Origin of the sequence: Yersinia aleksiciae (assembly GCF_001047675.1) — a bacterium.
GTDB classification, from domain to species: Bacteria; Pseudomonadota; Gammaproteobacteria; order Enterobacterales; family Enterobacteriaceae; genus Yersinia; species Yersinia aleksiciae.
Map to the genome: position 1 here is coordinate 568,792 of NZ_CP011975.1, position 14,495 is coordinate 583,286.

Sequence of the window (14,495 nt, forward strand, 5' to 3'; positions counted from 1 at the left end):
CCCCTGCCGCTTCAACCCCCGAAGTCATTGGAGTCGCCGCTAACCCCCTGCGGCTTCAAGGACGAAGGGGATTTTGGGCCTGTTCCAGCAAACGATCCCATAACCCCAGCACCAAAACCTGATCCGGTGGGGAGAGCTCACCGGCTTTGATGGCTTTTTCCAGACTGGCTTGCACGCGGGCATGTAGCTGCTCAGCGGTGTGCTCACCGAACTCTTCCGACTCAGCCACAGCCAACGTCAGATGACCGCGCAGGTAACCACCGGCAAATAAATCATCATCGCTGGCGTGCTCTACCATGTCATCTATCTGCGCCAAGATGTGTGTTTCAAATTCTGCGATCATCACTCTTATCCTAATTATATCAATCTGTTATTAAGCTAAATCTTCCGGATAGGGAAAAAATTCTGGAGCCAGCGGCGGCGTATTGTAAAACGATTGTAGCGCCTGAATAAAGCCCGCAGGTCGTGGGGATATTCCGTTTTCCAGATGCCATAGCACCTGTTCACGCACCTTACGCTGGAATGTTATGCGATCCGGCTCGCAATCTCCTTCCAGATTGTCGCAACTGACATTGAAAGGGAAACCGGCCGCCACACAAAACATCCACTCCAGCGCCTGCGGTTTGATCTCTACCGCTTCAAACTGGCTCTGGGTTAACGCATCGCGTCCGTCTGGGCAGTACCAATAACCAAAATCCACCAGCTTGCGACGCTCTTCGCCGGCAATACACCAATGGGAGATTTCATGCATCGCGCTGGCGTAATAGCCATGGGCGAAAACGACCCGATGGTAAGGGATTTCATCGTCGGCGGGCAGGTAGATAGGTTCATCGTCACCCTTGACCAATTGGGTATTAAAGGGGCCGCTAAAACTGGCATTAAAAACGTCGATCAACTGCTGATAATGGTGCGTCATGCTTGAGTCCGTAAAATCGGTATCGATAGTGACCTACAGGTTGCCCTGAGAGTGGATACCTTAAGTTATGCGAAAACGTGTAATCCCAGCCAGGAGGAGATCTCGGTACCGTGGCTGTCATACAGCAGCTTGCAGCTCATAACGAATGACACCACGACAATCATTGGCCGAATTAATTTCTGCCCCTTGGTCAATACCATATGCGCCCCCAGACGCGCACCCAGCACTTGCCCAACCAGCATTACCAGCCCGATACTCCACACCACTTTGCCGCCGACAATAAAGAAAATCAGGCTTCCCAAATTAGAGGTGAAATTAAGGACTTTGGCATGGGCGGTGGATTTCGCCAGATTGAAGCCGCACAAGGTGACAAAGGCCAGCGCATAGAAAGAACCGGCACCGGGGCCAAAGAAACCGTCATAAAAACCGACGCCACCACCCGCTATCAAGGCAAAGGGCAGCGGAGATAAGCGGCGTTGTTGGTCAATTTCACCCAGTTTGGGCGTCACCAGAAAATAGACGCCGATACCGATCACCAACAACGGCAATATTTGCCGCAGAATATCTGCCCGCATATGCTGAACCAAAATCGCACCCAGCATCGAACCCACCACAGTGAGTGCAATGGTCAGCTTTTGATCTTTTAGATTAACCGCGCCACGGCGGATAAAATAGAGGCTGGCGGAGAACGACCCGCCAACAGATTGCAGTTTGTTAGTTGCCAGCACCTGCGCGGGAGGCAACCCCACCGCCAGCAGTGCCGGGACAGTGAGCAAACCGCCTCCCCCCGCGATGGAATCAATAAATCCGGCCAAGAGCGCAACAACAAACAATATCCCCAGAACCGCAGGACCAAGGGTAAACCAATCCATGATTTATTCCGCAGCGAAATGGTTATCCAGCAACGCCTGACAGGAAGGCGGTAATGGCGGTGGTAAGGTTTTACCCGGTTTAGCACTGGGCTGATGAGGCTGGAACCAGCTCTCAAGCTCGGCACCGCAGCCATCACCTGCTGGCGGCGTGTCTTGATCCAGGCACTCCAGGCTATTAGCCGGGCAACGTAAGCGCACATGCATATGGGCACGATGACCAAACCACGGACGCACTTTATGCAGCCAATTGCGATCCGTGCCCGCATCCAGACAAAGCTGCTTTTTAATCGCCGGATTGACGAAAATGCGTGTCACTTCGCTGTCGTTAGCGGCGAGCTTAATCAAGCTTTCAACTTGTGGCTGCCAGAGTGCCGACACCACTCGTTTACCGTCAGCAGCAACTAAATCAATCGGTTGCGGCTTCAGCAATTGCTGTTGGCTCCAGCGCTGTTGTGGCAGTTGTAACCAGATATCGACGTCCAGACCGGACTGATGGCTGGCATGACCGCTGCTAAAACGCCCACCGGCGGGCATCGCCATATCACCAATCAACACCGTACCTAACCGATTTTGCTCAGCTTTGGTACTCAGTCGGTGGATGAAATTCAGTAAATCGGGATGACCGAAATAGCGACGCTGATCTGGGCGCATTACCTGATAATCTGCCGATTGTAGCGGCAAAGGCATGGCACCAATCACGCAGCCATTGGCAAAACCTCCAATCGACTGCGGCGATCCCGCCACTGGATTCACAATCTGTTGCCACGGCGTCGCGGCCATAACTGGGGCGGTTGCACCCAGCATGGCTATACCCGCAAGTGCCACAGCACTCGCAATCCATTTGTTCATTGTGCCTACCAGCGTGGAACGTCTGAAATCACATCACCACACTGTGCACGCTGGCGCAGCAGATGATCCATTAACACAATTGCCATCATCGCTTCAGCAATAGGGACAGCGCGGATGCCGACACAAGGGTCATGGCGACCACGAGTGACCATCTCAACCGCTTCACCCTGCCGGTTAATGGTTTGCCCCGGAACCATAATGCTGGACGTAGGTTTCAGAGCGATATGCGCCACGACCGGTTGACCGCTGCTGATGCCGCCCAGAATGCCGCCCGCATGGTTGCTCTGGAAACCTTGCGGCGTGATTTCATCGCGATTTTCACTGCCACGCTTGGTGACTACCGCAAAACCATCGCCAATTTCCACCCCTTTTACTGCATTGATGCTCATCAGTGCATGGGCCAGATCGGCATCTAGACGATCAAATACCGGCTCGCCCAAACCGACGGGGACATGTTCAGCCACGACAGTGATTTTGGCACCAATCGAGTCGCCCGCTTTTTTCAGCTCGCGCATCAGCGCATCCAGCGGCTCTAATTTACTGGCGTCTGGACAGAAGAAAGGATTCTGCTCGACCAAATCCCAATCAATCAAATCACAACTGATATCACCTATTTGGGCCAGATAGCCACGCACCTGCACACCGAATTTTTGCGCCAGATATTTTTTAGCAATGGCACCGGCAGCAACGCGCATCGCGGTTTCACGGGCAGAAGAGCGGCCGCCACCACGGTAATCACGCACACCGTATTTCTGTTCGTAGGTGTAGTCAGCGTGGCCTGGGCGGAACACATCTTTAATCGCGCTGTAATCTTGCGAACGCTGATCCGTATTCTCTATCATCAACCCGATACTGGTCCCAGTGGTTAGTCCCTCGAACACGCCAGATAAAATACGCACTTCATCCGGCTCGCGGCGTTGAGTGGTATAGCGTGAGGTGCCAGGACGCCGCCGATCGAGATCCAACTGAATATCGGCTTCGGTGATGGGAATGCCCGGCGGCACGCCATCAATAATACACCCCAAGGCGATGCCGTGAGACTCACCAAAAGTGGTGACGCGGAAAAACTGCCCAATACTGTTCCCAGCCATCACGGCTCCTTACCCTTTCGTGATAAATAAGTCACTTATAATCAATCTGCCAGCCCGATATTATCGCGCTGGCAGATGCTATCAGTGGCGATGGATTAATCGCGATACATACTAAAATGTGGCGCGCAGTCAATCAGTTGCTGTTTGGTCAGCATAAAGACACCATCACCACCATTATCAAATTCCAGCCAAGTAAACGGCACATCCGGATATTGATCCATCAAATGCACCATGCTGTTGCCCACTTCGCAAATCAGCACGCCATCATCTTGCAAGAAGTCTGGCGCACAGGCCAGAATTCGGCGGGCCAGTTTCAGGCCATCGCTGCCCGCAGCCAGCCCCAGTTCAGGTTCGAAGCGGAACTCCTGTGGCAAGTCGGCCATATCTTCGGCATCGACATAAGGCGGGTTGGTGACAATCAAGTCATATTTGATCGGCGGTAAATCACGGAACAGATCAGAGCGAATCGGCGTGACCTGATGCTCCATTGAGTGCTGCTCAATATTGTGCTCAGTCACCGCCAATACGTCATTGGAGATATCCACTGCATCCACTTCTGCTTCCGGGAAAGCATAAGCGCAAGCAATGGCGATACAGCCGCTGCCAGTACACATATCGAGAATATGCTTAGGTTGATGGCGGATCAGCCCATCAAAGCGGTTATTGATCAACTCACCGATAGGTGAGCGAGGCACCAGCACACGCTCATCAACGTAATATTCCATGTCACAGAACCAAGCTTTATTGGTGAGATAAGCCACCGGAATACGTTCATTCACCCGACGGATAACCCGCTCAACAATGCGATGACGCTCGCTGGAAGTCAGGCGCGCGCTGCGCATATCTTCTGGCGTATCAATCGGTAAAAACAGGCTTGGGAAAACCAGTTGCACCGCTTCGTCCCACGGATTATCAGTACCGTGACCATAAAAAATATTGGCCGCATTAAACCGGCTGACTGCCCAGCGCAGCATATCTTGAATGGTGTGCAGCTCATTTACTGCTTCATCGACGAAAATCTTGTCCAAGGTTATCTCCAACTCGTGCGTAATATCATTATCTATGCCCCTAGTTTGCCATGAAGCCCGCGACAAATCAGCAGCAATAGATCAGGTGAATGATAACCGAATAATGAAGAACGTATTAAAGTCATTCATTTTACATTTACCCAAAGTCATTGGAGTTGCAGGTAGGCAGCCAGCGAGCTCATCCCGATGAGCTTACATTAGTCAGTGATTCGGGTGAGTGAACGCAGCGACGCCCTGCGGCTTCAAGGACGAAGGGTAAAGACATTTATTTAGACAGATGACCATCAACAGGTAAACTGAGAACAATTGAAACATGCTAATGAACCAATAATGAAAAACAAATATCACCTGACGCCTGATGAATTACAGCTCTTTAAAGAGTCGATTGTGGGAGCTAAGAAGCTGAAGCAAGACACGATCCTCCACCGTGAGCCACCTAAATTGGGTAAAAAAATCGCCCCTGAGCGATTACTCCAAGAGCAGGTTGATGCTAGCTATTATTTCTCTGATGAATTCCAGCCGCAGCTCGATATGGAAGGCCCGACACGCTATGTGCGGCCAGGTGTCGATCATTTTGAAGTGAAAAAATTGCGCCGTGGCGATTACTCGCCCGATATGTTTTTGGATCTACACGGTTTAACCCAGAAACAGGCCAAGCAAGAGCTGGGCGCACTGATTGCCGCCTGCAAACGCGAACATGTGCACTGCGCCTGCGTTATGCATGGTCATGGCAAGCATGTCCTTAAGCAGCAAACGCCCCTATGGTTGGCACAACATCCCGATGTGCTGGCGTTCCATCAAGCCCCTAAAGAGTGGGGTGGGACTGCCGCATTGTTGGTGTTGATTGAGTTGGCTGAATAATCAAAAGGTGGGATGGTTAAGTGCGAATGCATTATCAAAAAATGTGACTCAAGTACCCCCAAAAAACTTAAATCACCTGACTAGCGCACTGTCGTTTAGGTTGCAATAGATAGCCTTGGTTTGTTTTTAACCAAAAAAAAAGGTAATGATATGATAATTCATAGTCAGGAAAATATATCGACAACGACTCAGCGGGAATCAGGCCTATCCCTGATGCCATTCAGGTTCACAAAGCCCCAAAACAAACCAGCCCCAAACCTGACGACCCCCAAGTTCCCAAAAACTCAACGGGAATCAGGCCTCTCCCTGATGCCATTCAGGTTCCCAAGACCATCCGAATCGATAAAGAATAAGCAAGTAGCCAGTGAGCCTCAGGGCCAAGAAGATCTCTTGATGCCCGACGCAATAGCTTCGTTCGGTGCAAAAGCAGAAAGCGTTGTTTCTGCAAACTCCCCCGAGCAGATAACGACTCCTCGTACTTTGTCACAATTGACGACACCGCTGTAAAACGGCAAAGGGCGCAATATCTTAATATTGCGCCCTTTATTTATCTCGATAGTGACCGAGATACAAACAATCATCTTAGCCGTGGCAAGCTTTCGCCAGCAATTGTGTCGGACTGACTTGCCAGTCAAAGGTGCCCTTCCCGGTTTCGCCATTCAGCGAGACACACGCAATTGCCGAGGTCGCAAACATGGGTGGACATTGCCCCGGACAAAGTTCAGCTACCAGATAGCCCACCAGTGGTAAATGCGAGATAACCAGCACCGCTGCGTGATCTTCCTTCGCCAGCGCTTGTAAATAGCAACAGATGAAAGCCGCATCCCCGCCTGGCGTTAATTCTGGCATCACTTCCTGCTCTGCCGGTAGAGGCATGACCCCTCGTACCACTTCCAATGTCTGCTCAGCGCGCAAATAAGGGCTCACCAGAATCTGATCGATATCGACCGATTGCTCGTTTAGCCAGCTTGCTATCTGACGTGATTCATCCTGACCACACAGAGTTAGAGGCCTTAGCGCATCACTTGCTGCGTCAAGCGCCGCGTCACCGTGACGCATAATGAAAACTTGCATATTGCACCGTTTTTGTTAACAAAATAACGCTATACAGAAACGCTTTGCGTGCTGTACCGCCGAAACCTTTACCCGAGAGTAAAGAAACTTCATAACGATAACGCGCCGTCTCTCTATGGCGGCCGGGCATTTTGCCTGAAACTTAAAGTAAAGAAAATGGCTGTTTTCACACCGGACATCCCGGCAGCCACCCCTGAATGGTTACATAATAACCATATCAACAGCTTAATCCAAACTCCACTACCTGCCAATAAATAGCGATTAATTCATTTTGGCACGAATAGTCACTTCACGTGATTCTGGCTTAAGGTAGCGCGGGTTGCCCCCAGTGTACAGCCACCTTATCCGCAAGAATTGCAGGGAGTGATCCTGCTCACACTCTAAATAGGGGCGTTGTCCGACGCCACATTTTCACTGTTTTCATCTGGGTAAAACCGCTGCTGTTGCTCAGCCATCGTCACCAGCAACGGGCAAGGCTCAAAGCGCTCGCCGTATTGCTGTGCCAGCAATCTAAGGGTTTTCACCACCTTATCTGCGCCCAGACTATCCAGATAGCGGAAAGGCCCGCCGAGGAATGGCGGGAAACCAATACCGAACACCGCACCAATATCACCATCCCGTGGGTTACGAATAATCGACTCATCCAGACAGCGGACGGCCTCATTCAGCATCATCATGGTGCAGCGTTGCGCGATTACCGCAGATCCAAGATGGGCTTTAGGTGTAACGCCAAGTAAAACATAAACACTGGCATCAACTTGCTTACCTGGGTTTCGTTTCCACTTAAGGCCACGACTCTGGGTTGGATATAAATAAAATCCACGGCCATTTTTGCGCCCTTTACGTCCATCCTGCAAAATAACGTCAAAGGATGGCGGCGCGGCAAAACGTGGCCCTAATTGCTCAACCAGAATCGGCATGATTTTGGTGCCGACATCAATGCCGACTTCATCCAGCAGCGTAATGGGGCCAACCGGGAAGCCAAAATCGACCAGTGAGCTGTCGATAGAGTCGATAGGCTCACCATCGAGCAAGCAACGAGCCGCCTCATTGATATACGGAGCCAAAATGCGGTTTACATAGAACCCGGCGCGATCAGCCACCACAATGGCGGTTTTCCCCTGTTTGCGGGCTAAAGCGACGGTGGTAGCGATAGTCTCTTCGCTGGTTTTTGCATGGGGGATCACTTCCACCAGTGGCATTTTATCGACAGGGCTAAAGTAGTGCAGGCCGATAACCTGCTCTGGCCGCTGCGCCTGAGCGGCAATTTGGCTTATCGGTAATGACGAGGTATTGGAGGCAAAAATAGTGTGCGCAGCGCCGAAACGCTCGATATCTGCAACCATTTGTTGTTTCAAGGATAAGTCTTCAAATACGGCTTCAATCACCAGATCAACCGTATCAAAGCCGCGGTAATCCGTGCTGCCGGAAATCAGCATCATCTGCCGTTGCCGCTCCGCTGGGCGCATCCGTTTACTGCGCACCCGCTTACCTAAGGCGTCCCAGGTATATTTCAGCGCCTGATTAATTCCCTGCGGATTGATATCTTTGATGCGCACGGGCAAACCGGCACGGGTTGCCGTGACGTTAGCGATGCCGCCCCCCATCAGACCGCCCCCCAACACCCCGACACGATGAATAGCACGGGGTTGCGCGTCACCACCGGTCTCTTTTTTCAGTGATGTGGTGGCAAAAAATAGGCTGCGCAATGCGGCGGATTGAGGTGACATCGCCAGTTCGCCAAACGCGGTGGCTTCAGCCTCATAACCACTGGCACTGCCGTGATCCAGCCCCTTACGCACTACATCAATGATACGTTCAGCCGCCGGATAGTGGCCTTTGGTCTTCGCCAGCGTTTTCTTGCGAACAATGTTAAACAGCAATGTCTTACCTAACGGGCCACTGAGCAGACGCTCTTGCCAAGGCACTACCGGTTTGTCGAGCCAGCCAGCTTTGGCCCTTTCGATAGCTACATCCAGCAAGATATCTTGTGGCACAGCATCATCCACCAACCCCATTTTAACTGCCTGACGGGCGCGAACCTGTCTGCCGGTCAATATCATATCCAGCGCTTTACTGACCCCCACCAGACGCGGCAAGCGTTGTGTACCACCGGAGCCGGGCAACAGGCCCAGTTGTACCTCTGGTAGACCGAGCACCGTTTTATCGTCCAGCGAGCAGATGCGGCTATGGCACGCCAGCGCCAACTCCAAGCCACCGCCGAGACAAGCGCCGTGGATAGCCGCCACCACCGGTACGGGGAATGCGGCAATTTGCGCCAAAATTGATTGCCCTTTTTGGGCCAATTTCCGAGCATCTTGCGCGCTACGGCAAGCTGCAATCATGGTGATATCAGCGCCTGCAATAAAAGAGTCTGGTTTGCCAGAAATAATCACCAGCCCCTGTAAGTGGGGTAAAGCCTGCGCTTTTTGCAGTATATCGGCAATTTGCTCTGCAAATTCAGCCTTTAAGGTATTCACTTTGTCGCCAATAACATCAATGGTGATTACACCGATATTGTCAGGCCGAACAGCGAGACTAAATACCGAGGGAGTCGCGGTCGCAGTATCGACGACGATCGGCTCAGCAACTGAGTTAAGTGCCTTTTCCTTGCTCATTACTCCACCTCCAAAATCATCGCGGCACCCAGCCCGCCAGCAGCACAGGCGGTGGTTAGCCCTAGCCCGCCACCACGGCGGCGCAACTCATTGAGTGTTTGGGTAATCATGCGAGCGCCAGTTGCCGCAAAGGGGTGACCGTAAGCTATCGAGCCACCCAATACGTTGAATTTGCTCATATCGACTTCGCCAATCGCCTGACTGCGACCCAGTTTTTCACGCGCGAAGGTATCACTGGCGAACATTTTAAGGTTAGCCAAGGTTTGTGCGGCAAAGGCTTCGTGCATATCAATCAGGGTCAAATCTGCCAGTGTGATCCCGGCGCGATCTAGCGCCAACGGCGTTGCATAGGAGGGGCCTAACAGCATGTCTTGCCAAACATCAATCGCGGAAAAAGCAAAACTGCGCAGATAACCCAATGGCTGCAGCCCCAGCGCTTTGGCTTTCGATTCACTCATCATCATGACCGCCGCCGCACCGTCAGTCAGTGGTGTGCTATTCGCCGCCGTAACACTGCCGTGCTTGCGGTCAAACGCCGGACGTAATTTGGCGTATTGCGCCAACGTGGAGTCTTTGCGGATATTGTTATCTTCGGCAATGGCATCACGGTAAGGCGGAATGTAGGCCGTCATCACCTCATCCTGTAATAGCCCCTGTTGCCAGGCTTGCGCCGCCATTTGGTGAGATCGCAGCGCCAACGCATCCTGATCTTCGCGGCTGATACCATAGGTTTTTGCCATCTGCTCGGCAGTATCCCCCATGCGTAAACCGGTTGAGTATTCGGCCACGGCGGGGGCCACTGGCAAGAGATCGCGTAATTTTAATCGACTGAACAATTTTAGCCGCTGAGCTAAAGTTCGTGCTTTGTTGACGTCAACCAAAGTACGCGCCAGTGCTTTGCTGACACCAATGGGCAGCACAGAAGAGGAGTCTGCCCCCCCGGCTATCGCCACTGTTACTGAACCGGCAATAATGCTTTCCGCCACATTCGCTACCGCCTGAAAGCTAGTCGCGCAGGCGCGTGAGACGCTGTAGGCATCGGTATGCACACTCATGCCCGTCCCCAATACAATTTCGCGTGCAATGTTTGGCGCTTCTGGCATTTGTACCACTTGGCCGAACACCAGTTGGTCGATTAACTCAGGAGCCACGCCACTTCGCGCCAGCAATTCACTGACCACAATTTTGCCCAAGTCGACAGCTGGCACGCCATGGTAAGCAGTGGCCTGCTTGGCAAAAGGGGTCCGTAGGCCACTTACGATGGCAATACGATCTCCCTGACGCGTCACTAGCGGTAATGGCTTACTCATAAAGGCTCCTGATAAATAAAAGTGGCTGTTATTAAAGCATAACAAATAACAGGTCTGACCTGATCTAATGATTGTTAACCAAACATTTACATTTGGTAAACCTATAGAGCAGGAAAGTGAGAGCAGGAGCAACTTTTTGACGTAAAAACGTCGCGGGAAGAGTCGAGGGTGGGGTTAGATCAGTTGAAGTGATGGGCCTAATGCAACGAATTCACGCAGCAAATCACACAAAACAAAACGCGAAGCAAAAAGCTCCGCGTTGGATGATGAATTGCTTAGGCTGCGTAGCGTAAATTAACGCAGACCCAGCTGGAAAATCATGGTTTCGGCCTGGCAGGCAAAAGTGAAATCGATGGTTAAGCGCACGCCGCCTTCAGTTTCTTCCAGCTTATGCTCAATCAGGCAAGGATCGGACTCAACCGCACGCGCTTTTTCAGTCAGCGTTTTCAGCATGGCTTCTGCTTCAGTGCGGTTATCAAATACACAGCTGTAGGATGCAGTACAGTCAGTATTGTCCATTACAGTGCCAACATCTACACAGCAACAAGCCGCAGTCTCTTCGGCACTACAAAGGTTTTTTATTGGACGATCGTTTGCATCTGACATCTTCAATTCTCCTCAACGGACATTTCAAAATAGGTGCAAATTGCCTATCAGTTAGCGCAAGTAGCGGTTAGCGCGAAGCAAATAAGACCTAGCGCAAAAAAATCACTCTACCGTCATTTTACTACCCCAGACCCGAAGGCACTAGGACTTACTGTTTATAGGTCTATTAAGTGATGGATATCACAGTCGTTTTGTTTATTTGCTCATCAATAGCGTGTTTATTGATACTGAATTGTAAGTTTTATGTTAACTACGTCTATTTTTTGCGATCAATTTTGAACAAATCCTAAAACATACTTGCAACATGCACACAGGTCAGACCTATACTTCAGCCACTGGTCTGCTTTGTCTGACCGAAAACGGACCCTACAATCCCGCATTCTCTTGTTACGGTATGTAACATTAATTAAAACAATGAGGTTTTGGTCATGAACCAGAAAAACCTGTTTACCCGATCAGCTCTGGCAGCTGCAGTAGCAATCATCTCTTCGAACGTTTCTGCGGCGGGTTTCCAACTGAATGAATATTCAGCTGCTGCATTGGGCCGCTCTTTCTCTGGTGAAGGCGCTGTTGCCGACAACGCATCTGTTGGTAGCCGCAACCCCGCCGCAATGACGCTATTCGACCGTCCTTCCTTCTCTGGTGGCTTCGTTTATGTTGATCCTGATGTGAACATCAGTGGGACATCACCAGTAACGGGCAGAAGCACTGATGCCAATAACATCGCGCCATCAGAGTGGATCCCAAATATCCACTTTATTATGCCGCTAAATGAGCAATGGGCTATTGGTGCCTCTGGTACCTCAAACTACGGTTTAGCAACTGAATTCAATGATGACTATGCTGCCGGTTCTCTGGGTGGTCAGACTGATCTGAAAACCGCTAACTTAAACTTGGCAGCGGCTTATCGTTTAAACGAAAACTTCAGTTTTGGTCTGGGCTTTAATGCGGTTTATGCCGATGCGAAGATTGTGCGTCATATCGGTGAACTTGGCGGCCCAACCATACCAGCCAAAACAGAAATTACCCGCATGGAAGGTAAAGAGTGGGGTTATGGCTGGAATGCGGGTGTTCTGTATGAGGTGGATAAAGAAAACCGCTACAGCTTCACCTATCGCTCTAAAGTGAAAATCGACTTTGATGGCGATTTCAGCAGCCAATTACCACCACCGAGAGGCACCGGTGGTGCTGTGATCCCTGGCGCATTAACCCTGAATCTGCCAGAAGTGTGGGAAGTGTCTGGCTATAACCGCGTCGCACCACAATGGGCTGTTCACTATAGTTTAGCCTATACCAGTTGGAGCCAATTCAAAGAGTTGAAAGCCACTGGCACCAGCGGCCAGACACTGTTTGATAAGCAAGAAGGCTTCAAAGACGCTTACCGTATCGCGTTGGGTACCACCTATTATTACGATGATAACTGGACCTTCCGTACCGGTATTGCCTTCGATGATAGCCCGGTTCCGGCAGATAACCGTACCATCTCGATTCCAGACCAAGACCGTTTCTGGATCAGTGCCGGTACCACCTATGCATTCAACAAAGATGCTTCAGTTGATGTTGGTATTTCCTATATGCATGGTCAGAACGTGCATATCACTGAAAAGACACCAGCCGCACTGGGTAGTGTGCCATACGAGTTTGACTCTAAAGGCACCGCACTGCTGTACGGTGTGAACTTTAACTACGCATTCTAATAAGCAGTCATTGGCAGGTTGTTGCCCACAAAAAAGCGCCTCTCGGCGCTTTTTTTATATTTATTTACAGTAGGTTAAGCTATCAGATGCTCGCCACCAATCAGCGGAATGAGCCTTGCTAACACCTCATCATATAGACCAGTTTCAGATTCAATGACAAACTTGGCTTTGCGCTGACGCCAATCAAACGTTTGGATTAGTGTCGTTGCCACCACGCAGGGGGTGTCCAGATTAGTCACAGGTACTTCAGTAGGAGAACCGCGCACACTGCTACTGACGGGGCAACACATCACCAACCCCGTGAGGCGATTATAAGTTTCATGTGAAAGAATTAATGCGGGGCGATATTTGCCAATCTCTTTACCTTTAGTGGGCTCAAAATCCAACCAACAAATATCACCGCGCTTTGGTATATACATTAATAATCAAACTCCCTCTCCGTGGGATCAACCCGTTCATCCGCATGTGCTGTATATTCAGTCAGCCCGGCCAGTAAGCTCTCTTCGGTTAGCGGCTTTATGGCTACTTTTTGTATGACTAATCCCTGTTCGCTGATATCAATATCGACAGTATCACCGACCTCAAAATTTGGGATGGTTTTCAAATTTCCTGATAAACGTAATGCAACACTATTACCCCATTTTTGCAATGTGGCTTGAGTACGCATAATCACCTCCTGCACTTTCTGTATCTACGATGAGTATACATCGTTAGCTTGTGTATATACATAGTAGATACAAAAAAGCGCCTCTCGGCGCTTTTTTTATATTCTACATTTCGCCACTATCCATTGGCTGAATCGATCAGTTCGCGGAGTCGATACTTTCCAGATCACCCTCAATGGCCTGAGCATTCGAGTTAACTTCGGGTTTCAACTGCCCGCCATTTGCCAGGAAATCATTACGTTGGAAGTAAGCTTCGCGCATCATCAGGTAAGGATCGGAAGAGTTACGCAGCAAGCCGTCAGAATCCAGCAGTTGCGCACGGGTTTCAATCCCTTCGACCATCCATTTACCGGCCGACATCCAGAAGGTCAGATAGCTCAGCACCGGATAGACGTAATCCACCGCATTACCGCCATCCTCGCGAATAGTGAAACTGCCATAGCCCGGTAATACCACGTAGGGACCGTAACCGACATCATAATGGCCCAACGTACTACCAAAGCGGTTCGGCACTTTCTTCGCCAGTTTCGGGTTCGCCATACCGGCGACATCAATCAGCCCCCCCATCCCCAGAATTGTGTTCAGGAAGAAACGGTTAAAGTGCTTCATGGCGTTATAGGGGTCACCCACCAGGAAGCTGTTGACCATGCTGGCCGGCTCTTCAAGGTTACCGAGGAAGTTACTCATGCCATTACGTGCTGGCTGTGGCACGTAATCGCGCCAAACGACGGCAACCGGGCGCACGACATAAGGGTCAAGAACCTCATAGTTGAAATTGAACATTGCCCGGTTAAAACCTTCTAGTGGATCGGAGCGGCCCTGCTCCATTTGATCCGGCGAGCTACTGGCGCAGCCTACTAACAGCACGGTTGCAAAAGCCAGCCCAATCAGGCGGTAGTTCATATTTT

Annotated in this window: 15 protein-coding genes; 2 read left to right on the forward strand and 13 right to left on the reverse strand. The window is 50.8% G+C overall.

The features are described from left to right. Positions 1–55 precede the first annotated feature (55 nt). The 6 genes from ACZ76_RS02735 to prmB all read right to left on the reverse strand — a co-directional run bounded on the left by ACZ76_RS02735 (position 56) and on the right by prmB (position 4,756). Positions 56–343, reverse strand: coding sequence for a YfcL family protein (locus ACZ76_RS02735; protein WP_048616594.1), 288 nt, complete (start codon positions 341–343; stop codon positions 56–58). Positions 344–373: 30 nt separating this feature from the next. After that, positions 374–916, reverse strand: a complete 543-nt coding sequence (locus tag ACZ76_RS02740) for an elongation factor P hydroxylase (protein WP_048616596.1) — start codon at positions 914–916, stop codon at positions 374–376. A gap of 65 nt (positions 917–981) precedes the next feature. Further along, positions 982–1,788, reverse strand: coding sequence for a sulfite exporter TauE/SafE family protein (locus ACZ76_RS02745; RefSeq protein ID WP_048616598.1), 807 nt, complete (start codon positions 1,786–1,788; stop codon positions 982–984). 3 nt (positions 1,789–1,791) lie between these two features. After that, positions 1,792–2,637, reverse strand: coding sequence for a penicillin-insensitive murein endopeptidase (mepA, locus tag ACZ76_RS02750; protein ID WP_048616600.1), 846 nt, complete (start codon positions 2,635–2,637; stop codon positions 1,792–1,794). Positions 2,638–2,642: 5 nt separating this feature from the next. Continuing rightward, on the reverse strand, positions 2,643–3,728 hold the full coding sequence (gene aroC, locus ACZ76_RS02755; protein ID WP_004875309.1) for a chorismate synthase: 1,086 nt from the start codon (positions 3,726–3,728) through the stop codon (positions 2,643–2,645). A gap of 95 nt (positions 3,729–3,823) precedes the next feature. Then, positions 3,824–4,756 carry a 50S ribosomal protein L3 N(5)-glutamine methyltransferase gene (gene prmB, locus ACZ76_RS02760; RefSeq protein ID WP_048616603.1) on the reverse strand — a complete coding sequence of 311 codons (933 nt, stop codon included), beginning with the start codon at positions 4,754–4,756 and terminating at the stop codon, positions 3,824–3,826. 330 nt (positions 4,757–5,086) lie between these two features. Between prmB and smrB the strand changes: the two genes are divergently transcribed. Continuing rightward, positions 5,087–5,617, forward strand: a complete 531-nt coding sequence (gene smrB, locus ACZ76_RS02765) for an endonuclease SmrB (RefSeq protein ID WP_048616605.1) — start codon at positions 5,087–5,089, stop codon at positions 5,615–5,617. Positions 5,618–6,199: 582 nt separating this feature from the next. On the opposite strand, the gene sixA is transcribed toward smrB, so the two are convergent. From sixA to ACZ76_RS02790, 4 genes are all read right to left on the reverse strand, one after another. After that, a complete protein-coding gene (gene sixA / locus ACZ76_RS02775) occupies positions 6,200–6,691 on the reverse strand; it encodes a phosphohistidine phosphatase SixA (RefSeq protein WP_048616609.1) in 492 nt (163 codons plus the stop codon). Between the two features lie 380 nt (positions 6,692–7,071). Next, positions 7,072–9,309, reverse strand: a complete 2,238-nt coding sequence (gene fadJ, locus ACZ76_RS02780; protein WP_048616612.1) for a fatty acid oxidation complex subunit alpha FadJ — start codon at positions 9,307–9,309, stop codon at positions 7,072–7,074. Further along, a complete protein-coding gene (fadI, locus tag ACZ76_RS02785) occupies positions 9,309–10,619 on the reverse strand; it encodes an acetyl-CoA C-acyltransferase FadI (protein ID WP_048616614.1) in 1,311 nt (436 codons plus the stop codon). Before fadI ends, fadJ begins: the two co-directional genes overlap by 1 nt. A 294-nt stretch (positions 10,620–10,913) precedes the next feature. Continuing rightward, the gene (locus tag ACZ76_RS02790) at positions 10,914–11,225 is read right to left on the reverse strand and encodes a YfcZ/YiiS family protein (protein ID WP_048616616.1); all 312 of its coding nucleotides are present in this window, start codon (positions 11,223–11,225) and stop codon (positions 10,914–10,916) included. Between the two features lie 428 nt (positions 11,226–11,653). Between ACZ76_RS02790 and fadL the strand changes: the two genes are divergently transcribed. Continuing rightward, positions 11,654–12,922 (forward strand): long-chain fatty acid transporter FadL, encoded by a 1,269-nt coding sequence (gene fadL, locus ACZ76_RS02795; RefSeq protein WP_048616618.1) that lies wholly within the window; start codon positions 11,654–11,656, stop codon positions 12,920–12,922. A gap of 74 nt (positions 12,923–12,996) precedes the next feature. On the opposite strand, the gene ACZ76_RS02800 is transcribed toward fadL, so the two are convergent. The 3 genes from ACZ76_RS02800 to mlaA form a co-directional block, all read right to left on the reverse strand. After that, positions 12,997–13,341 carry a type II toxin-antitoxin system PemK/MazF family toxin gene (locus ACZ76_RS02800; protein ID WP_048616620.1) on the reverse strand — a complete coding sequence of 115 codons (345 nt, stop codon included), beginning with the start codon at positions 13,339–13,341 and terminating at the stop codon, positions 12,997–12,999. Continuing rightward, complete coding sequence (locus ACZ76_RS02805; protein WP_048616621.1) at positions 13,341–13,589, reverse strand: AbrB/MazE/SpoVT family DNA-binding domain-containing protein; 249 nt, start codon at positions 13,587–13,589, stop codon at positions 13,341–13,343. The genes ACZ76_RS02800 and ACZ76_RS02805 overlap by 1 nt, the downstream gene beginning before the upstream one ends. A gap of 136 nt (positions 13,590–13,725) precedes the next feature. After that, a complete protein-coding gene (mlaA, locus tag ACZ76_RS02810) occupies positions 13,726–14,490 on the reverse strand; it encodes a phospholipid-binding lipoprotein MlaA (protein ID WP_072081056.1) in 765 nt (254 codons plus the stop codon). Positions 14,491–14,495: the final 5 nt, after the last annotated feature.